We start from the raw sequence: 25,678 nt of genomic DNA, 5'->3' as shown, positions 1-25,678 counted from the left end.
GCGCCACATCCAACCCGGTCAAATGGGACCAAGGCGACACTTTTGATCAATGAAACATTTTGCGGGGATGAGAATATATTGCGCGCCTGTTTCAAGCCGTTTCGAACCCGGAAATAGTTCTACTGACTCTTCGCATCCAAACCCTCACGGATTCCGCTCGCCCTATGCCAGCATGAAGCCTCCGGAACCGCGCTATTCGAGTCGGCGTCCCTGTGCAAGGGGATGCGTGCGGACAGGACCGGAGCGAACCGGACCGGGCCGAACCGGCCGGGCCGGCAACTGTTCCGAACGGTGATCAGCGCGCGACCAGGTCCTCACTGGGTCGGCCGACCGTGCGATCAGGGGGTAGGGGTCATTGACCGGAAGGATCGAACGAGGATGTCCGGTCTGCGGAACACCTGACGAGGGCGAGGGCGCGGCTCTCTGCGTGCTCTGCGGATGGCGGATGTACGGGGATCCGGTCCTGGGGGAAATGACCGAGGCGGAACAGGAGTCCGCCACCTCCGCGTTGCGGGCGGCGGAGCACGCCTGGGACGTACGGGCGGCAAAGTTGGCCTTCGCCGACGACGACGGCGCGGCGCGGCCCGCGTCGCTGCTGCGGGGCGGGCCGGCGGAGCCCGGCGAGCGGACTCGGCAGCCGCGGCCCCTTTACCCGGAAAAGCTCCCGGCGCATGACTCCGCGCAGGGCGGGCAGGCCCTCGCCGACCTGATCGACGGCCGCGTCGACGCGTTGTTGTTCGTCGAATTCACTCCCGATTGCATAAACGTGATCAAGGCCGTCACGGACACGTACGGAATACCCCGGCAGACCGACGCCGGGACCACGGAGTGGACCTCGGCCGTTCCGTCGCTCGACCCGCGTCCGGAATTTCTCCGATTCCAGCTCGCGGGTGGAATCGGCACTCTCCCGGTACCAGGCCGCCGGGATTTCGACACGGCGGTGATGCGGTGGCTCCGGGAATTCGTCCCGCCCCCGTACGCCCGCTCGATCGTGCTGCTGAACCGCCGCTCCGGCTGGGCCCTGCTGGACCGGGCGGCGGCCCTGCTCCGCGCCGCGTACCCGCCGAGGGCCGAGATCGGCCCGGCGCCCGCCGCACCGGACGGCGCGCCCGGGACGGACACCACGCACACCCGGGACGCGGTGCGCGAGGCGCTGCGCACCGCGCCGCTGCGGGCCGACCACACGCTGTTGCTCGCCCGGGTCGACCAGGGGACCGGCGCGGTTCGCACACACACCCACGTGCTCTTTCCCGCCGGTTCCCGGCTCCGGCCCGGGGAAACCGCGACCGCGGAGATCACCGTGTTCGGCGGGCCCGCCGACCGGGTACCGGTGGTACTGCCCGTGCTGGCCGCCGCGGGCCGGGACGGCTCGGGAACGGTGGTGCTGTCCGCCCGGCAGACCGCACTCACCGCGTTCGCCCCGGCGCGGCTGGCTTTCGTGCTGCGCGGCCCGGGGGAAGTGACGCTGGCCGGGCCGGATGCCGGCGCGCCGGACACCGGGGCGCCGAGCCGCCAGGCGGCCGGACGGTTGGACGGCGGGGCGACGGACGGCGCCACCGTCGACCGCCCGGCGGATGTCTCCGCGCTGGTCGGCCGCCTTCCTCGCGGCATCATCCGGCCCCCCGCCCTGGAAGTCGTCCTCACCGTGGAGATGAGCGGTGCCGAACCGGCGGAGACCGCAGAACGGCTGGCGTTCGCCCAGGAATTCATCGCGGCCCTGGCCCGCCGCCCCGGCTCCGGCCGGAGCCTGCGCGTAGGCGTCGTGGGCCACTACGACCACGTCGTCCACGAGAACAGCTACACCCCGCGCTCCGTGCTGCTGCTGACGGTGCCGCCCGGCCCCGCGGCGGCCGCCCGGTCCGCCCTGGCCGGCTGGCGGCCCGCGCGGCGTGAACAGGACACCGCCTCCTCGCTGGAGGACGCGCTCCGAAAGGTCCGGCTCACCATGGCCGGTACGAAGAACGCCCCGCACCCCCGCGCCGAGCGCGCCGTACTGATCGTCGGCCGCCGCCCGCCCGGACTGCCCGAGCAGCACGATGTGGTGCCGTCCTGTCCGCTCGGCGCCGACTGGCGGACCGATCTGGACAGCCTGCGGGCCCGGGGAGTCCGGGTCATGGCACGGCTGGACCGTGCCCAGCCGCACGTGGACGGCCCCGCGAGTCCCGTGCAGCGTTACACCGCCGCCGCGTGGGACACGCTCTCCGCCGGCCGTCCCTTCCTCCGGGGCAAGGACAGCGCGGCCGCCGTGGCCGACGCCCTCGCCCCCGCATGGCGGTGGGACGGCCCGCCCTGCCGCCTGGCCCTGGCCACTCCCCTGCTGTGATCCGCCGTTCCGGTACGAGGAGAAACACCATGTCCGTTCCGTACTACGACCCCAACGAGGACCCGCAGGACCCGGGCTCCCCCTCCGCACCGGAGGACCCGCAGCCGCCCCGCTCCTTCTCGGAGGACACCACCCTGCACTGGCCCGATCCCGCTCCGCGGTCCGCCGCCCGCCCGGAGGAGACGGGGACCGAGTACTACCCCGACCACCCCGCCTCGCAGCCCTCGTACTCCGGATTCGACGGCTCCCTGGAACCGGAGGAGGTCCCGAGGCCCCCCGGCGGCATGGCGGCCGCCGGCAACGACCGGATCCGCATCGCGCTGTGGGGCGCACCGCGCTCGGGCAAGACGTCATATCTGGCCGCGATGCCCATCGCCGCGATGCAGCAGCAGCGCCAGGGCCGCCCCAACTGGGTGATCAGCGGGATGAATCCGGAGTCCAACGAATTCCTCACCTCCGGTGTGACCCAGCTGGCCAGCGACCGGGTGTTCCCGGAGGCCACCGTGGGCGTGCGGTCGCTGTCCTGGTCCTTCCAGGGCGAGGAGACGGCGAACGCCTCGTTCCGCAAGCGCCGCGACGTGGGCTTCGTACTGGAGGTCCAGGACGTGGCGGGTGAGGTGTACGGCAGGGACGTCGAGCACGCTCTGCGCCCCCGGGTCCTCGACCAGCTGACCCGCTCCCAGGGGCTGATCTACCTCTTCGACCCGCTGCTCGACGGCGAGCAGTCGACCAACAGCTTCGACTTCCTCTACTCGATGCTCAACGAGCTCAACACCCGGGTCCGCAACGCGGGCCGGCTCCACCGCAACCGGCTGCCGCACCATGTCTCCGTCTGCGTCACCAAGTTCGACGACCCCAAGGTGTTCCGCCCGGCGGTGGAGGCCGGCTGGGTGACGCAGGACTCCGTGGGTTCCCGGCTCCCCCGGGTGCCCGCCGAGCAGGCCGCCCACTACTTCCAGTGGCTGTGCGACGAATTCCGGGGCTCCAACGCCCGGCTCGTACGGGACGGGCTGCTGAACTTCTTCCACCCGCAGCGCATCTCGTACTACGTCTCCTCCGCGATCGGCTTCCGGCTCAACCCCCAGCACATCTTCGACTACCGCAATTACCTCAATGTGGAGACCGTCGACCACGTCCCCCGGATCCGCACCTCCCCCGTACCCATCAACGTCCTGGAACCGCTGACCGAGCTGGAGAGCCGGATCCGGACGGCCGCGCGCAGGCGGCGGCCGTGGTGAGCGACCGGTCCGGCGCCGCGGGACTGCCCGCCGAGTGGGCGGTCCTGGGCAAGCACCCGGGCCAGAGCATGGGGTACGAGGTGCTGGCCGGCAGCCTGCCGAGCACCCGCGCGCAGCGCTATCTGTGGAGCGCCACCACCGGGACACCGGACGCGCGAGAACCGGCCAGCGGCCTGCCCTGGCGGGTGTTCCTCAGCAGCGCGCAGAAGGAGGCCGGTTCGGTCTGCGCCGTGGTGGACACCAGCTGGGACGGCTCCAAGGACGGCACCGGCAGGCCCAGTTACACCTGGCGGCTGCTGCTGCTCGAATGGAGTGCGGCCAGCCGCGCCGGGGTGACCTGGACCGCGCTGGACCGGGCCGTCTCCCTGGCCGCGTCCGACTCCGTTCCCCGGGCCGCCACCGTGACCCCGGTGCGCACCCCCGCCACCGAACTGGCGGGCACCGTGGACAGGCTGGGCTTCGAGTGGGCCGCCGGGACGGCCGCCCTGCTGCTGGACGGCCACCAGCTGGTGATCACTCCGCCGCCCGGCGCCGCCGTCCCCGACGTCGCCGAGCGGGTCCGGATCCTGGACGCCGTCTGCTCGCTGCTGCCGTACGGCTGCCGTGCCTGGCTGAGCGGCGCCACCTGGACCGGCAAGGCCGAGCACGGTCTGCGGCTGGTCTTCGCCGCCGCCGCGCGGACCGGGCAGCAGGAAGTGGCGCTGCGCACCGGCCGCCCGCCGGCCCCGCAGGGCGAAGCGGCCCGCACCTACCTCGCCGAGCTGCTGCGGGTGCGGGCGAAACGGGAGTCGACCACCGACGTGGTGGCCCATCTGCTCGCCGCCACCGCCGCCGTCCCGCTGCGAGAGCCCGGCACGGCGGTACGCGTCCTCCAGGAACTGGACCTGCTGGACTCCGTGCTGAACGACATCCGGCGGGGCCGCGGCAGGGTCGACGACGTACAGCGGCTGCTGGATCTGCAGGCAGCGGGGTCCCTGGACGAGCAACGGCTCGGGATCCTCGTCTCCTTCCTGGCCGGGTGCGCCCGGCGTCCGGACGGCGCGGCCGCGCTGGCCGTGCTGACCCGGCACTGGACACCGCGGGTCCCGGACCTGCTGGCCGCCGATGTCGTCTCGCACGCGGCGTCGAAGGAGACGCTCACACTGGCCAGGGCGTACCTGGAGCTGCTGCGCGGTCTTGAGGCGCCGCATCCGGGCGCGTTCGACCGGCTGTTCACCGTTCTGGCGGCCACCGAGAGCTACGACCCCGCCTGGGTCGGGTCGCTCGCGTACATGGTGGAGAGCAAGTTCGGGCACACCTCCGAGGCGGTCGACCGCATCCTGGTCGACTCGCGGGAGGCCGGGACGGCCTGGCTGCGGGTGCTGTTGGGCGACCGGGTCCGCGACCTGCGGCCGCTGTCGCGCCTGGTGGCGCTCGCCGGGCAGGTCCGCGTCGAACACAGACCCGGCTGGCTGCGCTTCGCCGGGGTCCTGACCGGGCAGACCGGTCCGGGCGAGGTCGTTCCGGGCGACGCCGCCGAATTCGCCTCGGCGCACGAGGACGCGTGGCGGATCGCTCTGGAGACCGCGCGTCAGCACGGCCGGCCGGGCGTGTTCGGCCTGATGTGGGACGTCCTGCGGCAGGCCGTCTGCAGTGGCGGGCAGCGTGACGTACTGGCGCTGCTGGACGCCCTGCTGCCGCCCGGGGCGCCGGACCTGCTGCCGGAAGCGGCCGCCGACGCCGACCTGTTGCGGGTGCTGGCCGGTCTGAACGGCGCCGATTCCCGGCTCGCCCTGTCGATGTCCCGGCTGCGGCGGCTCTCCGCCGACCCCGCCGTTCTCGACGCCTACGCAGCCACGATCGCACGACGGACCGAGGGCGACCCCGCGTTGAAGGACCGGGTGGTCGAGGCGCTGCTCGGCGACGAGCCGGACCCCGGCAACTCCTGGACGGTGCTGTCCTGGTGGATCCGCCGGCGGCCCAGCACCGAGGCCACCGTGCGGGACGGGCTGGCCCGGCGGCTCGCCTCGGCCGACTACTCCCGCTGGGTCGGTATCGATCTCCCCGATGACCTGGTCGACAGCCTGGCCTACCGCAGCGGCCTGGGATGGCTGCGCCCGGTACAGCGGCTGCGGGTCGCCGCCCGCGGCCGCGCCGAGGTGAGCGAGTTCAGCCGCATCATCGCCGACGCCTGCCCCGACCGCCGGTTCTCCGGCCCCCTGCTGGACGAGATCGCCTCGCTCATCGGGGACTTCGGGGCGTGGTGGGCCTTCGACCTCACGACGGAGCTGGACCAGCGGCTGCCCGGTCTCGGGTTCGCGGTGTACGAGGCGCTGGGCAGCAGCCCGTTCCACCGGGAGGTCCGCGACCGGCTGGTCCGGTACAGCGCCGACGAGGAGAACCGCCACCGCCGCATCCTCGGTGCGCTGCGCGCCGCCGCCCCCGGCCACGACTGGCCGCCCCAGCGGCACGCGTACCGTCCGCCGCCGAACCCGGCCGCCGGGCCCGTCCCCGGCGCCGCTCCGGCCGCGCCGCCTCCGCCGCCGCAGCCTCAACAGCCGGCCACCGGGTACCCCGAGCACCCCGACGACCGGACCGTCGCCCAGCAGTACCAGGCGGACGACCAGCGCCGCGGGCTCCTCGGCCGGTTCAAGAACCGGGGGCGTCCGTGAGCGCCGTCGCCATCGACATCGGCTCCCGGTACGCCCGGATCGCCCGCGTCGGCGCGCACGGGGCGCCGGAGCTCGTCGAGTTGCCGGGGGCCGTCCCCGGCGAGGGCCTGCCGGTTCCAGTCGGGGAGGACGGCCGGCGTGACGCCGCCCTGCACGCGGCCTACTCCGCGTACGTCGGGCAGCACGGCGTCCCGGACCGGTTGGTGATCGTCGCTCGGCGGCCGGACCGGTCCGGGCCGCCGGGCCACGGGGCCGACGCGTCGGCCGGTCTGCACAAGACCGGCCGGACGCCGCCGCCGAGCGTCCTGAGCACCCCGCACGCCGTGCTGGCCCTCCTCCGGCACGCGGGGACGGCGACGGCAGGCCGGTACATGGTGTGCGACCTCGGTGCGGCGGCGGCCGAGGTGTCGGTGTGCGTGGTGACGGCCGGCGCGGTCGCGGTCGCCGGGTCCGCCCGGCACGCGCCCGCGGACGGGTACGGGGCCGGTTTCGAGGCGGCTCTCCTGGCGCAGGCGGGCCTGCCCTGCGACGAGGCGGGCCGCCGGGTGCTGGCCGGGCTCCGGGCCGAGGACGGCGCCGCGCTCCGTCTGGACCTGGCCCTCGACCGCGCCGAACGCAACCCGGACCGCTACGACGCCACCGCGGTCCACCGCGTGGCGGGGCACGACATCACTGCGGGCACGATCCGCCTGGCCCTGCGCCGGCTCACGGCCGGACTGGACCTGACGACGACCGAAGCGCTGGACGACGCCGCCCCCGCTCCCGTCGACGGAGCCTCTCCTGCTGAAGAAGCCGCGCGGGCGGCGGTCGGCGGGCTGGTCGCGGTGGGCGGCACCGCCCGGTTCGCGCCGCTGCTGCGGCATCTGACGGGCGGCGGGTGGCCCCTGGTGCCACTGCCCGCCGGCACCGACCCCGCGCTCGCCGCGGTGTACGGCGCCGCGCTCGTCGCGGCCGGCCTGGCCGACCCGGCGGACCGCTATCCGTACGCCGTGTGCGTGGGCGCCCATCGGACCGTGGCGGGGCGGCCGGAGAACCAGGAGCTGCTGGTCTGCGGGGCCGGGCTCCTGGAGCCGGGCGGCGCGGCGGTCTTCGCGGAGGTGGGCGGGGAGCGGCTGCGGGTGCGGACCGGGCCGGCGGGAGCCGTGGCCGGGCGGCCCGTGGAGGTACGGGTGCGCGATCCCGAGGGCGCCGTGAGCGTGCCGGTGCGCACCGTGGCGCTGCCCGGTGGCGCCGAGGACGACGGTTTCCATCTGGGTGTCCGCCTCGCCGTGGACGGGACGGCCCGGCTGGTGCTATGTCCGCTGGACGCGGGGGCGCCCGCGGAATTCCCGCTCGGTGGACTGCCGACCGATCTCAGGACCGATCCCAAGGGAGTGCGTCTGTGAAGCACATCAGCCCGTCGTGGGCGTTCCGGTTCGGGCGCGGATGCGCCGTCGTGCTCACGGCTGCGCTGCTGGCCGCGCCGGTGACGGCCGCGCACGCGGCACCGGGCGGTCAGGACCCGACCCGCGCCGAGATCTACCGGGCGCTCGCGCTGGACGAGGCGCCGGGCGACCATGTGATCCTCGTGGACACCTCCGGTTCGATGGCGCAGGGCGGACGCTACAGCACCGTGCGTTCGACCCTGCGCCGCTTCCTGGACGGCCTCACCCCCAAGGACCACGTCGCGTTGTTCACGTTCGACTCCCGGCCGGAACCCCGGTACATCGGCGCGGCCGGGGACACCGCGAGGATCGTCGCGTCGCTGCCGTCCAGGCCCGATCCGGCGGGTGACACCGACATCGGCGCCGCGCTGAACGCAGCGCTGACCGAGCTCGGGCGGGACGGCGCCGCCCCTGTGGCCTCGGTCGTGCTGCTCACCGACGGCGAGCACCATCCGCCGCGCGGCTCCCGCTACCCCACCGCCTCGGGCGCGCCCTGGACACAGTTGCACCAGCGGGCGCAGGCCCTCACCGCCCGCACCGAACTCGCGGGATACGCGCTTCCGTTGAGCAGCGGGGCGACCGGCGCCGATCTGCTGGGCAGGGTCGTCGAGGACACCTCGGTGCTCCGGCCGCAGAGCATCCAGGACCTCGGCGGGTACCTGGCGCGCGCGGGCGACCGCGCGCGGGCCCGCAAGGCTGCCGGGCTGCTCGACGGGGACGCGGACCGGGGCGTGCGCGCCGACTGGCAGGTCAGCGGCGGGACCGATCTCAGCAGCGGTTCGGCCACCGCGAAGCTCACCCTGCGGTCCACCACCCGCCATCTGCCGCTGACCGTCGACGGTTTGCGGGCCTCCCTGACCGGTCCGTCCGTGGCGATCGCCGGACTGCCCGGCCGGGTGACCCTGGAACCGGGCGAGTCCCGCACCTTCGAGGTGCGGCTGACCGGCCGGCTGGCGGGGGGCCCTCTGCCGTACCGGCGTACCGAACACGCCGATGCCACGCTGCGGCTGACCGGCCGGGTCGGCTCGGCGTGGGAGCGGCCGCTCGCCCCGGACGTCGGTCTCGGCATACCCCGCGCGGTGCACGTCGAGCGGACGGCGGTGCCGCTGCGGGCGACCGCCGGTTCGGTGGTCCTGCTGCCCGCGCTGGCGGCGGCCCTGGTGCTGGTGGCGCTCGGGGCGTGGCTGTGGTGGCGGCGGATCAACCGGCCGCTGCTGCACGGTGTGCTGCTGGTGGCGCCCGCGTTCGGCGAGCAGTTGCCGGACCGTGTGGTGCTGGCGGGGCGCCGAGGGGTGCTCGGGCCGCCGGCGGTGGGCGGGCACGGCCGGGTCGTGGGCAGGCGCCGGTCCACGGAGCAGGGGCCGCGGACCGATCTGCGCATCTGGTACACACCGGACGGTTCCACCGCCCGGGGGACCGTCGCCACCTGCGCCCCGGGCGGCAGGGTCGTCGTCGGCGGCATGTCGTTCACCTATGTCGCCGACCCGGGCCCCGCACCGGCCGCCGGGTGGCCCCGGTGACCGGCACCGCGCTGAACGTGGCGGCGACCCGGGTCGGCACCGAGGTCCTGGGGCCGGGGGTGCGGTCCGTGCTGTGGGTCCAGGGCTGCCCGTTGTCGTGTGCCGGGTGCATGGCGCCGGACTGGATTCCCTTCCGGCCGGCCCGGATCGCCGAACCGCTGGAGCTGGCCGAGGAGTTGCTGGCCGATCAGCGCGTGATGGGCCTGACGTTCTCCGGCGGTGAGCCGATGGCGCAGGCGGCCGGGCTGGCCGAGGTGGCGAGGGCGGCGAAGGCGGTCCGGGACGTGTCGGTGATCTGCTTCACCGGTCACCGGCTGGAACGGCTTCGGAGCCGGCCGTCAGGACCCGGCGTACGCCAACTCCTCGACGAGACCGACGTACTGATCGACGGGCCGTACGTGGCAGCGCTGGACGACGGACGGGGGCTGCGCGGCAGCTCCAACCAGCGCGTCCATCTGCTCACCGCACGGTACGCGGACAGCGGTTACGACTTCGTGGGCCGGCCCCGGGCCGCCGAGATCGCCGTCAGTGGCCCGGAGGCGCTGCTCGTCGGGGTGCCTCCGCCCGGCCTGATCGGCGCCTTCGACCACGCGGTCGACGCCGTTCGCGCCCGGATGGCCGGCCCGGTACCTCCCCACGCATCCGAAGGACGGGAACCCCACCATGAGCGGTAGGAAGCGCATCCAGGTCGACGAGTCGGAGTGGTACCGCATCCAGCGCCAGGCGCAGCAGCTGAAGGAGGTGAAGCGGAGCGTCCCCCGCCTCGTCGACGCGGTGCGGGAGCAGACCGCCGCCGACCTGGACCGGGTGTTCACCGAGGTCGAGCAGCGGCAGCAGCGGCACGAGTCGGTGGTCCGGGAACTGAGCGAGCAGACCCGCCTGCTGGAGGCCGACACGGCGCGACAACTCGGCCGGCAAGCCGCGCAACTGCGCGGGGAGCTGGCCGCGTCCGCCGGGCAGATCCGGCAGGAGACCCGGCAGCGGCTGGCCGAGCAGCAGGAGCGGACCCGGCGGGCGATCGCGGCCGAACGCGCCGAGCGACGGGCCGAGACGGCCCGGCTGTCCGCGGAGATCGAGTGGTGGAAGGAGGACCGGACGCGGGCCGGGCAACTGGTTGCGGCCTGGCTGTCCGACGCCGGGGCGATGGCCGGGGCGATCACCGCTGCGGGGCTGCACGAGCGGTACGCGCCCGGTGAGCTCGACCGGCTGACGGGCCGGCTTACGACGGCGGAGCAGAACGCGGCGCAGGGCAGGTTCGACGCGGCGCTGGCGATGGCGCAGGAGACGTACCACTCGCTCAGCGAGCTGCGGGCGGAGACCGAGCAGCGGGAGCTGGAGCGCTGCACGGCGCAGATCGCGGCGATCGACGCCCTGGTCACGGTGGCCAACGAGATCGAGGGCAGCCGGATCCAGCCGGTCGTCGGTCCTGACGGGCAGCCGCTGGACGGGTACACGGTGGACGTCGACTACTGGTCGGACGGCGAGGTGGACCGGCTGCGGCAGGAGACCGAACAGGGGCTGGCGGGCGCCCGCGACGACCGGACCGGCACGGCGGAGCTGCGCCGGCTGCGGGAGGAGGAGGCGCCCCGGCTGGAGAAGGCGCTCGGCGACACCGTGGGGCAGGCGTGTCTGCGGCATCTGTCCTCGCAGATCCGGGTGAACCTGGCGGACGCGGTGACCCAGGCCCTGTCCGGGATGGCGTACTACGAATTCGTCGACGGCGAGTACGAGGGATCGGACCCGCGCGGCTCCTACTACGCCAAGCTCCGCCACGCGAACGGCAATGAGATCGTCCTCGACATCTCGCAGACCGACCGGGACTCCGGACAGCACGTGGTGCGGGTGCTGTCGTACGACCACGACACCACCGCCGAGGCCGAGCTCCACGACCGGGCCGAGATGGTCAGCCGGGCGATCCAGGACGACGGCCATCCGGTGCCGGCGGCGCCGGTGTCCGAACCGGGAGTGCCCGACCCGAGGCTGCCCGACATCGCTCGCCACCGCGAACAGCCGCGGCGTCCTGCGGAGGGCGGCGCATGACCGAAGGACCGTTCGCCCTCTCCGGGCCGGTCGTGGAACGGTTCGGCGGGGCCGACCTGCGCAGCGGTGAGCCGTTCACCATCTTCTACGGGCCGGGGGTGAGCGATGTCTTCGTCGACAGCGCCTACCAGGTGTGCACCCTGGAGCAGGTGCTGTGGCGGCGGCTGCGGGTCGCCGGTTACGAGCGGATCGTGTTCAGCTCGACGGACCATCCGCTGTACTTCCGGGACGCGGCCTCACGCGACCTGTCCCGCAGCTCCCCGGCCCGGAAACAGCTTCCGGCCCCCGGGCCGCGCACCATGCGGACCCCGGGCATGCGGGGCCCGATGGGCAACCTCCGGGTGACCGGCGCATCCGGCCCCGGCCCCGCCGCCGAGGCCGCTGCCGGACCGCGCCGGGAAACCGCCGGTCCACCCCGTCCGGCATCGGCGCTGTCCGATCCGTTCGCCGTCATGACGCTGGTCGACTGCCTGAGGCAGCGTGACATCCGTACGGCCGTCGTCGTCCCGCACGCCGAGAACTACCTGCGCTACAACCGGGCGTCCCGGCCGCTGGCCGGCGCCATGGCCAACTGGGCCGCACAGCACGACAACGGCAATCTGTGGGTGCTGGTCTTCTCGAGGACGACGCTGGAGGACGTGGCCCGGTTCGTGGAGGCGTGCCACGACTATCCGCTGCTGGAGACGTACGTACGCCAGCAGGCCCGGCAGCCGGGACGGCCCGGCACCGCCAGGATCGACTATCCGCAGGCGGCCGAGACAGAGCGGCTGATCCACGCCGTGCGGCTGCGCACGGGGCTGCGGATCGAGGACTGGCGCGAGCTGGACACGATGGTCCGGGCCATGGCGACCCATCCGCGCAAGGCACGCAACTGGATGGCGACGCTGGAGCAGCTGGCCGGTTCGCCGGGCTCCGCGTTGAGCACGGCGGTGGTGCGTGAGGCGGGCGCGGCCGTCGCCCCGGCCGACGCCCGCGGTCCGTGGGAGAGGCTGGCGGCCATGGACGGACTGGACGTGGTCCGGGACCACTTCGAGCAGCTGCGGGCCGAGGTCGAGACTATGGCGGTGCTGCGCGCCGACGGCCGGGCCGAACATGCCGAACCACCGTCCCTGCACCTGGTGTTCACCGGGAACCCGGGCACCGGGAAGACCACGGTGGCCCGCCTGGTCGGGGAGCTCTACCGCGATCTGGGGCTGCTGGAGCGGGGGCATGTCGTCGAGGCGAAGATGCGGGACCTGGTGGCCGGTTACGTCGGTCAGACGGCGGGGCTGACCGACGCCACGATCGACGACGCGCTGGACGGAGTGCTCTTCATCGACGAGGCGTACGGGCTGAGCGACCAGAGCGACGGGTTCGGCGACGAGGCCATTCAGACGCTGCTCACGCGCATGGAGAACGACCGCGCCCGGCTGGTCGTGATCGTCGCCGGGTACCCGGACAAGATGGCGGAGTTCCTGGCCGCCAACCCCGGTCTGGCGAGCCGGTTCGCCGAGGACAACATCCTGCGCTTCCCCGACTACCCGCCGGACACCCTGCACACCATCGCACTGCGCCGGTTGACGGAGCGGGGCGGCCGGCCCTCGGACGAGACGACGGACCGGCTGCGGGAGATCATCACGGGCATGCACCACGTGCGGGGCGAATCCTTCGGCAACGCCCGCGACATGCGCACCCTCGCCGACAGCGTCTTCAAGCGGTGGGCCCGCCGGGTGCGCGGCCGGGTCGCCGAACCGGTCACCCCCGAGGACGTGCCCGCGAGCTACCGCGAGTTCCTTCGACGTCCCGCGCCGGACCCCGCGGAGCTGCTGGCCGAACTCGACGCGTACGTGGGGCTCGAAGCGGTGCGCGAGGTGCTGACGAACCTGGCCGGGCGGCTGCGGCTGCGCCAGGCCAGGGGCCAGGACGGCTTCGCCCCGCCGCATCTGCTGTTCACCGGTCCGCCGGGGACCGGCAAGACCACCGTGGCCCGGCTGGCCGGGGCGATGTTCCGCGATCTGGGCCTGCTGCGCAAGGGGCATGTGGTGGAGGCCGGGCGAGCCACCCTGGTCGGCGCCTATCTGGGGCACACCGCACGGCAGACACGGCAGGCGGTCCAGGACGCGATGGACGGGGTGCTGTTCATCGACGAGGCGTACAGCCTGGTGAGCGACGCCCGGCACGGAGGTTTCGGCCAGGAGGCCATCGACACCCTGGTCCAGGAGATGGAGAACCGGCGGGGCCGCCTCGTGGTGATCGCGGCCGGCTACCCCCGCGAGATCGACGTCTTCCTGGCCGCCAACTCCGGCCTGCCGTCCCGCTTCACCACACGTGTGGAGTTCCCGCACTACGGCATCGGCGACCTGGTCGAGATCCTGCGCCGGATGGCCGCCGGCGAGCGCTGCACCCTGGCCCCCGGTGTGCCGGAGCGCGCCGCCGCCTGGCTGGAGGCGGCCCGTCGGGCCGGCCCGGCCGAGTTCGGTAACGCCCGCACGGTCCGCGGTCTGCTGGAGCTCATGGAGGCCCGGATGGCCGCCCGCTACGACCCTGCCGACGCCGGGCAGGCGGTTCCCACGGAGTTCCTGCCCGAGGACGTCCCCGACCCGCCGTCCCGGTGACGGGACTCTGCTGTGGGTGACCGGACCAATCGGCCTCGCCAAGACCCTCGGCCACTGCGAGTGGAGCCGCGGAGCGCCGGGGAACTCGCCTGCAGACTCACCCGTTCACTGAACGACCGAAAGACAGAACGGCAGGACGACAGACGGGGACCCCAGTGGCACTGTTCGGCAACGCGCACACCATCGATCCGGGCAAGGCGGCGCGGGAGTACGCCCGGCTGCTCGGCCAGGGCGAGCAGGTCCACGGCGCCTATCAGCTGATACGGGACGCCATCCTGCTCACGGACCGGCGCATGATCCTGATCGACAAGCAGGGGCTGACCGGCAAGAAGATCGAGTACCACTCGCTGCCGTACCGCAGCATCACGCACTTCTCCGTGGAAACAGCGGGCCACTTCGACCTGGATGCCGAGCTGAAGATCTGGGTTTCGGGGAGCGCGACACCGATAGAGAAGACCTTCACCAAGGGGGTCAACATCTATGAGGTACAGGCGATTCTGACGCAGTTCGTCGCGCGCTGACCGCCAGGCGGCCGTCAGGCCTAGGTTCCCCACGAGTCGGAACGCGCACCACACCACCTTCCCAGGGTTCCGCTCCCCCATGCTCCGCCGGGCCTCGATCTGCCCACCCCGAGATCCACGGACACAGCAGAACACCACCGCAGTCACCGGCAGGGCTCACAACCGCCCTGCCGGTAACCGCGATTGGTACTAGCCGGCCCACGGGACGGTGAAGCGCCCTTCGCGGTCCTGGGCCTCGCGCTCCGTCAGTACCTGCCCGAGCGCCTCGTCGGCCGCGTGGAGCCGGTTCTCGATATCGGCGGTGGCGGCTTCCACCTCCGCCAGGGAGAGCCGCTGCCGAGCGGTGCCGGTGCCGGCGGCCGCCCCCCGGGGCGCGGCCAGCGCTCGGGCCAGCTCCCGGTCGACGGCCGCGTACTTCCGCAACGAGGCGATCCGTGCGCCGCACGCGTCCCGGATCTGCACCAACCGCTCCTCGGACCGGGCGAGTTCGGCGGCCGCGTCGTGGCTCTCGCGCTCCTCGGCGGCCAGTGCGTGCTGCGCGGCGGCGGCCCGTTCGAGGAGCTGCCGGGTCTGCGGCGCGAGAGCGGCGAGCTGGTCGTCGGAGAGCCGCACCAGGGCGTCGCTGCTGGTGCGCAGCGCCTCGTCGACCCCGGTGTCCCGGCCCCGCAGGGCGGCCAGCCGGTCCGCGATGACCTGCTGCTGCTCCTGGAGGGCGTCCAGGGCGAGCACCAGCCGTTCCAGACGACGCAGTTCATCGACCTGTCGGCGCAGCGCCCCGTGCCGGGCGAGCCGGTCGCGCAGCTCCTCCTCGGCGGCGGCGAGCTCGTCCAGCGCGGCGCGTTCGCTCCCGACCCGGTCGGCGACCTCGGCGAGCTGTCGCATCAGCTCCTCGGTGCCGGCCGCGACCTGGTCCCCGGGCATGGCGGCGGCCAGCAGTCCCGGCAGCACGTCGGCGAGCGCACGGCTCTCCTCCAGTGCCTCGTCCAGGTCGTACAGGGAGGCGAGCGCATGGGCGCCGCCCGCACCGCCGTCGACCTCGCTCAGCGCCGCAGCGGCCCGCCGGAACGCCTGCCCGAGCTCCCGCAGCGCGTCTGCGGCTTCCGTCCCGCCCGCCCCGGCTGCCCCGTCCGTCTCGCCTGCCCTGTCTGTCCCGCTCGCCCCGCCCGTCCCGGCGTACTCCAGCGCGGCGGTCTCATGTCCGGCATCGTTCACGACGGTCTCCGTCCCCCGGGTGCGCCGACTCGGCGAGGCCCGCCCGGGCCGCACCGAAGGTGCATCATCGCATCCCCCGGATCCTGAGCCGATCCGCTGTCGCGGCCATTATGATCGACCCACCGAAATTCCTTTGCCTGCTCAATCACCTTCATACCAAGGGGACTTGATGACCGAGGTAGTGTCCTTCGACGGACCGGACGGCGCCTCGCTACAGGTCGAAGTGGCCGATGACGCACCGGGGCTCGAACGGATCTCCCGGGATTCGGGCGAGGTCGTCCGGGCCGGCCGTCGGCTGGAGGACGCCCTCGCGCAGGCCCGGCCCGCGATCCGGTCGGTGGTCGACTCGGTCCGGGCACTGGGGCCGGACGAGTACGAGATCGAATTCGGGATGAAGTTCAACGCCGAATCCGGCGTGGTGATCGCCAAGACCGCGGTGGAGGGCCACTTCATGGTCAAGGTCCGCTGGACCCGGCCCGCCCCGGACCGCACGGCCTGAACCCGGTGGCCCCCGACTGGGAGCGTCCGCCTTGGTTGGTGAGCATCCGCAGGACCGGGCACGGCGACCCGGTGGGTGCCGGAATTCTGGTCACCCCGCGGCACGTGCTGACCTGCGCCCATGTCGTACGCCCCGGCAGGGCTCCGGACGTGCCCGAGCAACCGGTCTTCGTAGGGTTCCAGTACGCCTCCGGGCACGAGCCGCTGCCCGCCTCCGTGGTGCCGGGCGGCTGGCATCCCGACACCGGGGACGGGACGGGCGATGTCGCGGTGCTGGAACTCGGTGCGCCCGCGCCCCCGGAGGCCCGGCCGGCCCCGCTGCGGACCACCGACCCCGGCACCTGGGACCACCGCTTCCGGGCCTACGGCTACCCCGAGGAGCACCGGCGCCGGGGCGTCCCGGTGCGGGGCGAGATCATCGGCCACGCGGGCAGCGAGTGGCTCCAGGTGGAGGCCGCCCCGCACACCGGCTGGGGACTGGAGAAGGGCTTCTCCGGCTCCCCCGTGTGGGACGTCAACAGCCGGGGCGTCGTCGGCATGCTGGTCGCCCGCGACACGGTGACCTCGGTGGACCGGCGCACCGCGTACGCGATCAAGGTCGAGACGCTCGTCCGCTACTGGCCGGAGCTCGGGCAGCACGTCAAGGGCGCGAGCGGCACCGAGCTGCGGGACCGGCTGGAGAGCCTGCTGTGGGTCCCGCTGACCGGGGAGGGCGAAATCCCCCGGGTCGACGAGGTGGACCCGTACGACATCGGGGTGGCCCGCTCCAAGTACGGCGGCCCCGGAGGCGGCGATCCGGGGGCCGGCGCTCCGTACGTACCCCGCCGCGCCCAGGACGACCGGCTCCGCGAACTCCTGGCGGACCGGCGGTTCGTGGTGCTGGCCGGGCGCTCGAAGGCGGGCAAGTCCCGGACCCTGTACGAGGCGCTGGTCCGTACGGTGCCGGGCGCCCGGCTGGTCGTGCCGCGCCTGGACGACTCGGGCCGCCGGGTCCTGGACGATCTCAGCCGGCTCCGGCTGCCCACCGGATCCGACCCGGTGGTGCTCTGGCTGGACGATCTGCACCGCTATCTCCGGCCGGGCGGCCTAGATCTGCAGATCCTGGACCGGCTGGCCCGGCGGGAGCCGGCCGTCACCGTCGTGGCGACGATCCCCGCCGCGCAACGGGCCGCGCTGACCGGGATGGAGAGCGAGATCGGCCGTATCGCGCGCACCGTCCTGAACAAGGCGAACACCGTCGAACTGCCGTCGCTGCTCGCCCCCGAGGACGCGGCGACCGCCCGGGAGGCGTACCCCGAGGAGGACTTCACGGCCCGGGGCATCGGCGAACTCATGGTCGCCGCGCCCAGCCTGGAGCAGCGCTTCGCGGACGGGATCGACAGCTGTCCGGCCGGGTGGGCGCTGGCCAGGGTGGCCCTGGACTGGCTGCGCATGGGAGTGGCCGAGCCGGTCCCCGAGGCCGCGCTGCGGGAGCTGTTCGCCGCCTACCTGGCCGAGCACCGCCCGGATCTGGACGCCGACGAGAGCACGTACCGCACCGGTCTGGCCTGGGCCCGAGAACCGGTGGCGGGCACCATCGCGCTGCTCCACCGCACCGGGGCTCCCGACGGTCCCGCGGAGTACGCCGGCACTCCGTACATGTCGGAGTACCTGGACACCCGCGACGACGATCCCTCGGCCGCGGTGCCGCGGTTCGCCTGGGAGTACCTGGCAGGCAGCCGAACGGCCACCGAACTCCTGCCGAGCGCGTACACGGCGCTGGTCCGGGGCGAGTCGGAGACCGCCGAGCGGATGCTGCGGCGGGTGGCGGACAGCTCGGACGACCGGGACGGCGCGGCGTGGGCGATGCTGGTGCTCGGCGAGATGTATCTCTACCGGGCGGAGTTCACGGCGGCGGCGGACCTGTTCGAACGCGCCGCCGCCACCACCGTGGACAGTGTGGTCCCGCTGGCACAGGTCATGCTGGCCGAGATCCTCATGATGGCCGGTGACCGGGAACGTTCGCGGCAGTTGCTGGAGAGCGCCGTGGGCGCCCTCGATCCCCAGCTCTCCCAGATGGCCCAGGTCAGCCTCGCGGCCCTGCTCTTCGCGGAGGGCGAGAGCGACCGGGCCGAGCGGCTGCTGGAGTCGATCGTCGCCGCCGGGGACCACGAGGTGGCGCACCGGGCACAGGCGCAGCTGGTCAACGCGCTGACCGGGGCCGGTGAAGCCGCCGGTGTACGGACCGGGCAGGCGGGTGCAGACCGGGGCAAGTCCCTTGTGGGTACGGGCATTTCGCGCGGCGGTACGGCGGAGCCCGTCGAGCAGCCGTGGGCTCTCTCCCGGGCGATGGGCGAGTCGATGGCGGGGCAGGTCACCGCGGTGGCACGGGCGAACCTCGGCGGGGTACTGGCCGGCCGGGGAAAGCTGGACCGCGCCGAGGAGGTGCTGCGCTCGGTGCTGGCCGGGGGGCAGTCGCACGCGGTGCCGCTGGCCCAGGTGGGCCTGGGCGAGCTGCTGATGGTGCGCGGCCGGGCCGAGGAGGCCGAGCGGATCCTGCGGGAGCTGATCGCCTCGGGCAATCCCCTGCTCGACTCGTACGCCAAGATCCTGCTGGCCGTGGTGTTGCACCCGCAGGGCCGGATCGAGCAGGGAATGGCCCTGCTGCACGAGGCCGCGGCTTCCGGCCATCCCGGCCACGGGCCGCGCGCGACCTGCGGGCTCGGCGAGTGGTACGCCAACCAGGGCGATCGTCCCGCCGCCGAGGAATGGTTCGGGCGCGCGATCGCCACCGGTCATCCGGACTGGTCGGCGATGGCCCGGATCGAGTTCGCCGTCGTGCTCGCGGCCCTGGACGAGGACCTGACCCGGCCGACGGAACTGCTGACCGCCGTCGTCGACTCGGCCCACCCCAACCTGGGCCCGTACGCCGCCGCCGTCCTCGGCGAGGTACTCGCCCTGCACGACCGCGTCGAGGACGCCGAGCGCGCCTACCGCATCGCCATCGACTCCGGTCACCAGCACTGGTCCCGGACGGCCCAGGTCGACTTCGCGGTCCTGCTCGCCAACAAGAAGGGCGACGGGGCGGCGGCAGCAGCCCTGCTGACTGCCGTCATCGACTCCGCGCACCCTCATCAGGGCCCCCGGGCGGCCGACTTCCTCGGGGACCTCCTCGCTCTGGACGGCCGCGTCGAGGAGGCCGAGCGCGCGTACCGCGTCGCCATCGACTCCGGGCATCCGCAGTGGTCGCTGATCGCCGGCATGGACCTGGCGGGGATGCTCGCCGGTTCCGGGGACTACGAGCGGGCGGAGAGCCTGCTGCGGGTGGTGGCCGACGCGGACGACGCCACGGCCGTGGTCTGGGCGCGCGCCGTGCTGGGCACGGTGCTCGTCGCCATGGGCCGGAGGGAGGAGGGGCTGGGCGAGTTCCGGGCCGCGGCGGAGGCGGACGCCGGTGCCGCCTCCCAGTTCGGGCGGTTCCACCTGGCCAAGTGCCTGATCGAGGACGGCGAGGGCGAGGCCGCCGAGGAGCTGCTGCGCACCGTGGTCGGGGGCGAGCCGTCCCACGTCACCGAGGTGGCACGCGCCTACCTGGCGGTGCGGTTGCTGCACCGGGAGCCCGAAGCCGCGGGCCGACTGCTGGTCCGGGAGGAGGACCCGGACGACGAGGAGGGCCTCGCTCTCGCCTATCTGCGTGCGGCGGAGTATCTGCTGGACACCGGGGAGGTGCAGGCATCCGGAGAACTTCTCCAGGCGGTGCTGGAGTTGACGGACCCGCGCACGACCCCCTGGGCCGGCGCGCTGCTCGGCGTGGTCCGGCGTTCCGTCAACGACCTCGAATCAGCCCGCTGCCTGCTGACCGACGCCCTCGCCGCAGGCGACCCGTCCGTCGACCCGCTGGCCCGGCGCTACCTCGGCAGCACCCTCTTCCGCCTGGGCCTGCTCCCCGAGGCGGAACAGACCTTGCTGCCGCTGGCCCACTCGCAGGACACCGAGCACCGCCCGCAGGCGCTGCTGCTGCTCGGCCGGGTACTGGCCGCGGACGGCCGGCCGGAGGAGGCGTACCCCTGGCTGGAGCAGGCCATCGAGTGCGCGGACGCCGAAACCGGGGCCGAGGCGCGCGAGACGTACGCGGAGCTGCTGACGAGCGAAGGACAGCAGTCGCGGGCCCGCGAGCTCTACGCACCGCCGACACCCCCGGACGAGCCGCAGCAACCCCACACCGGCCCTCCGCCGTCTCCTCCCCCCAACCCCGCACCTCCCCCTCCCCCGCACCCACTCCCCGCCGCCCTGCTCACACTCCTGGGCGACGTCGCGCACGCGGAGGGCGAGGAGGAGGAAGCCGCGTTCTGGTACGCACTCGGCGCGGCGCGGTCCCCGCGTCACCAGTGAGGCGGATCGGGCCTGCTGCGGCCCGGCAACGCGGGCAGCAACGCCGCCGCCGACCACATCACCACGGCCCAGCTTGCCCTGGCTCAGCTCCCGAAGAAGTACCGGCGCGGACGCCGGACCCTGATCCGTACCGATTCCGGTGGTGGCACGCAATCACCGACGCCATCCACCACGCCGTATTGAAGGTGCCCACCTCGGCCTGGACCCTGGCCGTCGAGCCCGGCGTCGAGATCCGCGGCGGCGCCTGGGTCGTCACGAGAGAGGGATGCCAACCGCTCGCAGGGCTTCTGCGAGCTGGATGGCTTGTCCTCCACCCAGCACCGGGCTCCGAGCAGCCTTGCTTGCGTTTGCCGACGGGGGCGAATTGACCTCCCGGTCGCGTTCGGTCCCTGGGGAGGATCACCGTTCCCGACCCGCCTCCGCAGACCAGGTGCCGGTGGCGGGCTGCCGCATACCGACGCGAATGGCGCGCAAGCAGGGGTCAGCGGCGGAGCCACTCAAGTAGTTGGTCATGGCGTACCTGGTAGACGGTGCCGGCCGACCTCAGCAGACCGCGTTCATGGCACCAGCGGAGGAATGCGGCCAGGCGCCACGGCAGCTTTCCGCGGGTGGCCAAGATCAGGCCGAGGTACTGGCGACCGGCGACCGCGACAAAACCGGGCCCGGCAGCCACCCCGCAGGCCAGGGCCGTCATGACGGAGAGCGGCCAGGAAACCCGCAACCACTCGACGCTCAGCGTCCCGTAGAGCGTGAAGGCCACGACGACGGCACCGGACACCGCCCCCGCCATCGCGTCATTGCGCAGTGGAGACAGCGGCGTGGGCACCCCGGGCGGATCCGGGTCCGGGTCTCCGCCGTTGTTGCGCCGGGCGGCGCGCAGCCCTGCGGGTACCCCCACCGCCAGTCCGATCGCTCCGGCACCGCATCCCGCGGTGAGACCGATGAAATCGCCGAGTCGGCCGACGAGGAACCCGGCCGCCACTGTTACCGCCAGGGCAGAGGGGATGCCGACCGCCAGCAGATGGCGGCGGTCTAGGTCCGCCCGCACCGCCAGCGCCAGGCCGAGGCCGAAGACAGCGGCGAACCCGGCACCGGCGGCCAGCGCAAAGCCCGGACCGAACACGGGTGTCAGCAGCAGCATGAGGACGCCGCCCAGTGTGGCTCCCAGGAATATCCGGCTCCAGCCGAGTCTGCTGCGTAGCCGCTGAAACAGGATTCGGCGGGGCTGCGCGTACCGTGCACGTGCGTTCCAGGCCGACAGCAGCGGCGCAGGGGTCAACAGTGCGAGCAGTACTGCGCCAGGCAGTGGTAGGGCGTGGTTGCGGTGGAGGCAGACCGCCAGAGAGAGCAGGGCGGGCAGCCAGCAGGCGATGGTGATCGCTGCGGCGGCATAGCGGGCACTGCGTGGCCCGGCGACCCGCCACAGCGTATGGATGGCCAGATCTCGGGATGGTATGACGGCACCGCTGCCGTCGGCCGGTGCCGGGTGGCCGCCGCGCAGGCTTGTGGTGAGCAGCCGCAGCCACTGAGTCACGGCTTGCGCCTGGTACGGCTGACGCCGGTCGGTCTGATCCGGCTCGCACAAGGACGGGATGAGTTCCTCCAGCAACGCCGCGTGCAGCTCTTCCTGCTCTCGGTCGCCTGAGGCCGGTACTCCGATGAAGGAGCGGAGTTTCGCAGCTCCGGCTTCCGTCTGCGATGTCAGTGAGGCCAGCGTGAGCATCCACGGTGAGGACAGCACCGCTCTCGTGGCCGTCCCCGTTGCGAAGAGATCGTCCTTCCATTCGGCGAGCCGGGCCCTGTTCCTGCTCCGCTCAACCAGGAACCGCCGGCCGTCGACGGGCCGGACTTTCTCCATCCGCACCGTCGCGCAGTCCAGCAGACGTTGATCGGCGCGGCTCAGCTCGGCGTACTCGTCCGAACGGCAGGTCAGCACCAATGGCCCGGCGAACCGGTTGAGCTGGGCCAGCGCGGCGACGCCCCTGGGCCGTCCGCTGTCCGCAGGGTCCATCTCGTCGAGGCCGTCCAGGACCGGCATGATGCGCCCGGACGCCAACAGGTCCCGCGCCCCGGTCTCGGAACCGCCCAGGTACTCCTGACCCAAGCGAGCGCTGAACCAGTCGGCGAACATCACGCTGGTGTCCCACTCCGACAGGCCGACCGGCACCGGCACCGGACCGTCGTAGTGCTTGCGGGCGAGCACCCGATGGACGAGTTCATAAGCCAGGAGTGTCTTGCCCGAGCCGGGACCGCCCGTGATGACCAGGCGCTTCGGCCGGAGCTCGTCCAGATAACGGGCGATACCGTCGAAGTCCCCGCGCGGCCAGGCCCTGTCCGCGTCCCTGCCGCCCTGCGGCACGGTGACGAACGTGATGTTGATGGCCTTGCTGTCGTTGCCCAGCAGTTGCCAACGACGTCGCTTCACCTCTCCCCGGACGGCCTCGCGCAGCCTTCGGACTGCAGCTTCCCGGTCGGCCCTTGCCGACCGCGGGCCACGGAGCCAATCGATGCCCCACCCGGCCAGAACGCCGGAGAGTGTCGATCCGACCGGCCACGTGACGCCCGACGCGGGCGGGGACAGCGCCAAGAGCGCCAGGATCGTCATCGTCCCTCCTGCGGCGGGCACCAGCAGCTCCTTCAGACGGTGCTGTGAGAAGGGCGGCGGTATGGCAATCGGCGCGTAGTCCAGCTCGTCGTCGGGATCCGGAGACGCCCCGCCGATGTCCTCGGTGACGAAGTGGACATCGTGGGCACGCAAGGTCTGCTCGAATCCAGACAGTTCGGCGAGGGCGGTGACGGGTACGGCCTCCAGCACACCGGGCGCGAAGCGCTTCTCCTTCGTCACGACCGCGATCAGGTGCGGTCCGCACAGCAGCCCGGACCCCGAGCTGCCGCGCCATCCCGAGCGGCTCGGCACGGTGCCCACGTCGACGTGCACCGTGGTCATCCGCGACTTCATGCTGTGCAACGGGTCCACATGGCCACGTATCGGCATGGTGTCCCGTGCGTGATCGGGACGTGTGACCGCGTCGGGAAAGCCCAGTCCGAGGCAGGGCACGCGGTTCGTGCCCACGATCCGCCCGAATCGCACCGGCGGAGTCACCGGTGGTTGCCAGTCCGGCCCGGCGATCCGCAGCAGCGCACCGTCCGCGTCCGGCAACACCTCCGATGCTGCTGCTTCCGGCAGCCACACCAGTTCGGCAGTCGTCCAGTCCGTGCGGCCCTCCGGATCCAGCTGCCGGACCTCCACGCTGCCGCGGATCCGGACCCCGTCCACGACGTGGTGCGCGGTGAGCACCACGTCGTCACCGATCAGGTATCCGCTGCCCGACTTCCCGAGGACCGGATTCCAGATCTCCACGACCCGTGCCTGGTCCATGCCCCGTCCTGTTCCTCACCCGACGAGCTGTTCTCCACGCGGACCGTTCGCGGCTATTTCGGGCGCTGCGGAGAGTCGGCGGAGATTTTCAGATCGTTGTCGTCGCCGTCGACCGGCTGCAGGGTGAGCTTGACACGGTGGGTCCGGCCCACGCTTGCCGCACCCTGGGCCTCAACCGTCCAGGGAAGAACGAAGACCTTGGCCTTGGCCCCGCCGTCCTTCTTGACCTCCACGGTGAACTCGAGTTCCACCGGCCCGGTCCTGAATTTCAGGGACTCCTCCCTGCCCGTTTCCATGGCGCTCTGCAACTCGGCTCGAATCGCGCTGATGGTCTCCCCCAGCTCGGCCCATGGCTCCTGCGGCACGTCGATACCCCCTCGATCCGAACCGTATTCGGTCCCGATCTCCCCGGGGGCCACGGCCAGCAAACACCGATCTTTCCGAGGACCTTGCCGACACTGCGCAGGACCGCGCCCCAGTCCGCGTCCGAGATTCCGTTGCTCATGCGCCAATGTTCGGTTGTGGGTCCTGACTGCCCTAGGCCTTGCCGGATGAAACCGGACAGAGCTGATCAGGCAACGGACCCTGGCCCATCGCCCGTGCGACGGAGCACGGGTACTGACCGGTCGTGCCCTTCCATGCGGCGTACGACGGTGGCAGGCCGGCGGCACATCCAAGCTCCGTCGCGCGAACGAAGACTTGGGAAGATCACCTCCGCGTCGGAGCTTCGATGCCGGGACTTTGCAATCGCCCTGAGAGCCCCCGTCACGTCCCCTGAACGTGTCTGTCCGAGGCCATGAGGCTGCGCTAGCCTTTGGTTCTTGACTCTTGTCTGTTGGCTCTTCGTCATCATGGGGGCGTACGTGTCTCGGCGTTCGAGGTCCGCAAACGCAGAAGCAGCCGGAGAAGTCGACTTAGCCGACGGGCCGCGTATGCCTGGAGCCAGTCGACGGACGTTGGCCTGGCTGGTCGATTTTTCCCTTGTGGTCACGGTGGCCGTGCTTCTCGGCTACTTCACTTTCCACCGCATCAGCGCGCTGGTGCCTGGCACCACCGAGCTGGTCGGCCGCAGTGCCTGGGAGATCCTCACCTCGCGCGGTCGGCCGCTCGATGCCACCGAGCAGGTGTGGGACAACATCTGGGGCTCCGCTGTGAGTGCCGTCCAGCAGGCTTTCGCCGCGTTGGTACTCATCACCTTCGCCTACCAGTTCACAGCGCTCGTGCTGACCAACCGCACGGTGGGAAAGCTGCTGGTCGGCCTGCGCGTCTCCCACGCTGAGCCGGGTCGGCTCGGACCTCGCCGGGCCGCGATCCGAGCCGTTGTCACCACGCTCGCCGATGTCGGCTGCTTCGCGGTGGCGTGCTGCGCGCTGATCGGCGGCTCATTCGCGATCTCGGTGTTGTGCTGGGTGGTCGCGGTGACCGTCTTCTGGGCCAATGGCGTCCCTGCCCTACTGGGCCGCAGGCGCTCCCTCGCCGACCGCCTGGCCGGCACCACCGTCGACAACATCACGCTGCCCCAGCCCGATTGGGGCGCCGCACGGCAGGGCGTCCGCCAGACGGTGGACCTGGGGCTCACCGGAGCCCGCGGTGGCCGGGCAGCCTGGGAGAAAGCGATCCAGAACGCCCAGGCCAGCGGGCAGAAGATCGCCGGACACGAGGCGATTCGGCGAGTTGTCGACTCCGAACTGAACCGCGCTGCGGCGGGCAAGGGCCGGGCTGCGTTCGACCGCGCCAAGGCCGCCGCCACCCGCAAGCGCCCCGAAGCCCCGGCCCCGATTCCGCCTCCGTCTCATCCCGCCGATCTCGCCGCTCCTGGGGACCCCGTCACTTCCCGCCGGCGCACTCGGAGAACATCTGGTCGACCAATCCGCTGGCGAGACTGAACCTGGAGATCGATCCGCGGG

At 72.7% G+C, this 25,678-nt stretch carries 15 protein-coding genes; 12 read left to right on the top strand and 3 right to left on the bottom strand.

Going from position 1 to position 25,678, the window contains the following annotated elements; genetic code table 11:
* Nucleotides 1–472: 472 nt before the first annotated feature.
* The 9 genes from ACIRJP_RS11920 to ACIRJP_RS11880 all read left to right on the top strand — a co-directional run bounded on the left by ACIRJP_RS11920 (nt 473) and on the right by ACIRJP_RS11880 (nt 14,311).
* Nucleotides 473–2,323, top strand: a complete 1,851-nt coding sequence (locus ACIRJP_RS11920; protein WP_404171550.1) for a hypothetical protein — start codon at nt 473–475, stop codon at nt 2,321–2,323.
* A 29-nt stretch (nt 2,324–2,352) separates the two neighbouring features.
* Nucleotides 2,353–3,561, top strand: a complete 1,209-nt coding sequence (locus tag ACIRJP_RS11915) for a hypothetical protein (protein WP_404171547.1) — start codon at nt 2,353–2,355, stop codon at nt 3,559–3,561.
* Nucleotides 3,555–6,212: a hypothetical protein gene (locus tag ACIRJP_RS11910; RefSeq protein ID WP_404171544.1), complete on the top strand. Its 2,658-nt coding sequence runs from the start codon at nt 3,555–3,557 to the stop codon at nt 6,210–6,212. The genes ACIRJP_RS11915 and ACIRJP_RS11910 overlap by 7 nt, the downstream gene beginning before the upstream one ends.
* Nucleotides 6,209–7,597, top strand: a complete 1,389-nt coding sequence (locus ACIRJP_RS11905; RefSeq protein ID WP_404171541.1) for a hypothetical protein — start codon at nt 6,209–6,211, stop codon at nt 7,595–7,597. The genes ACIRJP_RS11910 and ACIRJP_RS11905 overlap by 4 nt, the downstream gene beginning before the upstream one ends.
* Complete coding sequence (locus tag ACIRJP_RS11900; protein ID WP_404171538.1) at nt 7,594–9,156, top strand: VWA domain-containing protein; 1,563 nt, start codon at nt 7,594–7,596, stop codon at nt 9,154–9,156. Before ACIRJP_RS11905 ends, ACIRJP_RS11900 begins: the two co-directional genes overlap by 4 nt.
* The gene (locus ACIRJP_RS11895; protein ID WP_404171535.1) at nt 9,153–9,830 is read left to right on the top strand and encodes a 4Fe-4S single cluster domain-containing protein; all 678 of its coding nucleotides are present in this window, start codon (nt 9,153–9,155) and stop codon (nt 9,828–9,830) included. The genes ACIRJP_RS11900 and ACIRJP_RS11895 overlap by 4 nt, the downstream gene beginning before the upstream one ends.
* Nucleotides 9,820–11,196: a hypothetical protein gene (locus ACIRJP_RS11890; protein WP_404171533.1), complete on the top strand. Its 1,377-nt coding sequence runs from the start codon at nt 9,820–9,822 to the stop codon at nt 11,194–11,196. The genes ACIRJP_RS11895 and ACIRJP_RS11890 overlap by 11 nt, the downstream gene beginning before the upstream one ends.
* A complete protein-coding gene (locus ACIRJP_RS11885) occupies nt 11,193–13,790 on the top strand; it encodes an AAA family ATPase (protein WP_404171530.1) in 2,598 nt (865 codons plus the stop codon). Before ACIRJP_RS11890 ends, ACIRJP_RS11885 begins: the two co-directional genes overlap by 4 nt.
* Nucleotides 13,791–13,945: 155 nt before the next feature.
* Nucleotides 13,946–14,311 carry a PH domain-containing protein gene (locus tag ACIRJP_RS11880; protein WP_376625529.1) on the top strand — a complete coding sequence of 122 codons (366 nt, stop codon included), beginning with the start codon at nt 13,946–13,948 and terminating at the stop codon, nt 14,309–14,311.
* Between the two features lie 189 nt (nt 14,312–14,500).
* Here the strand turns inward: ACIRJP_RS11880 and ACIRJP_RS11875 are convergent, their stop codons facing one another.
* Nucleotides 14,501–15,523, bottom strand: a complete 1,023-nt coding sequence (locus tag ACIRJP_RS11875; protein ID WP_404171527.1) for a hypothetical protein — start codon at nt 15,521–15,523, stop codon at nt 14,501–14,503.
* A 169-nt stretch (nt 15,524–15,692) separates the two neighbouring features.
* Here ACIRJP_RS11875 and ACIRJP_RS11870 point away from each other — a divergent pair, with 169 nt between their 5' ends.
* Both ACIRJP_RS11870 and ACIRJP_RS11865 read left to right on the top strand, forming a co-directional pair.
* A complete protein-coding gene (locus tag ACIRJP_RS11870; RefSeq protein WP_383720481.1) occupies nt 15,693–16,022 on the top strand; it encodes a CU044_2847 family protein in 330 nt (109 codons plus the stop codon).
* A 38-nt stretch (nt 16,023–16,060) separates the two neighbouring features.
* Entirely contained in the window at nt 16,061–20,392 is a 4,332-nt protein-coding gene (locus ACIRJP_RS11865; protein WP_404171523.1) for a tetratricopeptide repeat protein, read from the top strand.
* A gap of 481 nt (nt 20,393–20,873) precedes the next feature.
* Here ACIRJP_RS11865 and ACIRJP_RS11860 read toward each other — a convergent pair whose 3' ends face one another.
* Together ACIRJP_RS11860 and ACIRJP_RS11855 are read right to left on the bottom strand one after the other, a co-directional pair.
* A complete protein-coding gene (locus tag ACIRJP_RS11860; RefSeq protein WP_404171520.1) occupies nt 20,874–23,771 on the bottom strand; it encodes a trypsin-like serine protease in 2,898 nt (965 codons plus the stop codon).
* A gap of 53 nt (nt 23,772–23,824) precedes the next feature.
* Entirely contained in the window at nt 23,825–24,190 is a 366-nt protein-coding gene (locus ACIRJP_RS11855) for a trypco2 family protein (protein WP_404171727.1), read from the bottom strand.
* Between the two features lie 432 nt (nt 24,191–24,622).
* Between ACIRJP_RS11855 and ACIRJP_RS11850 the strand changes: the two genes are divergently transcribed.
* Nucleotides 24,623–25,657: an RDD family protein gene (locus ACIRJP_RS11850; protein ID WP_404171724.1), complete on the top strand. Its 1,035-nt coding sequence runs from the start codon at nt 24,623–24,625 to the stop codon at nt 25,655–25,657.
* Nucleotides 25,658–25,678: the final 21 nt, after the last annotated feature.

It is taken from the genome of Streptomyces sp. NPDC102437, from assembly GCF_044765565.1.
In the GTDB taxonomy this organism is placed as follows: Bacteria; Actinomycetota; Actinomycetes; order Streptomycetales; family Streptomycetaceae; genus Streptomyces.
This window is presented reverse-complemented; position numbering and strand designations above follow the sequence as displayed.

What these genes read in the sequence shown, in the direction of transcription:
- ACIRJP_RS11920 (WP_404171550.1), top strand. Translation starts at nt 473, where the DNA reads ATGACCGAGGCGGAACAGGAGTCCGCCACCTCCGCGTTGCGGGCGGCG.
- ACIRJP_RS11915 (WP_404171547.1), top strand. Translation starts at nt 2,353, where the DNA reads ATGTCCGTTCCGTACTACGACCCCAACGAGGACCCGCAGGACCCGGGC.
- ACIRJP_RS11890 (WP_404171533.1), top strand. Translation starts at nt 9,820, where the DNA reads ATGAGCGGTAGGAAGCGCATCCAGGTCGACGAGTCGGAGTGGTACCGC.
- ACIRJP_RS11885 (WP_404171530.1), top strand. Translation starts at nt 11,193, where the DNA reads ATGACCGAAGGACCGTTCGCCCTCTCCGGGCCGGTCGTGGAACGGTTC.
- ACIRJP_RS11870 (WP_383720481.1), top strand. Translation starts at nt 15,693, where the DNA reads ATGACCGAGGTAGTGTCCTTCGACGGACCGGACGGCGCCTCGCTACAG.
- ACIRJP_RS11860 (WP_404171520.1), bottom strand. Translation starts at nt 23,771, where the DNA reads ATGGACCAGGCACGGGTCGTGGAGATCTGGAATCCGGTCCTCGGGAAG.
- ACIRJP_RS11850 (WP_404171724.1), top strand. Translation starts at nt 24,623, where the DNA reads ATGGGGGCGTACGTGTCTCGGCGTTCGAGGTCCGCAAACGCAGAAGCA.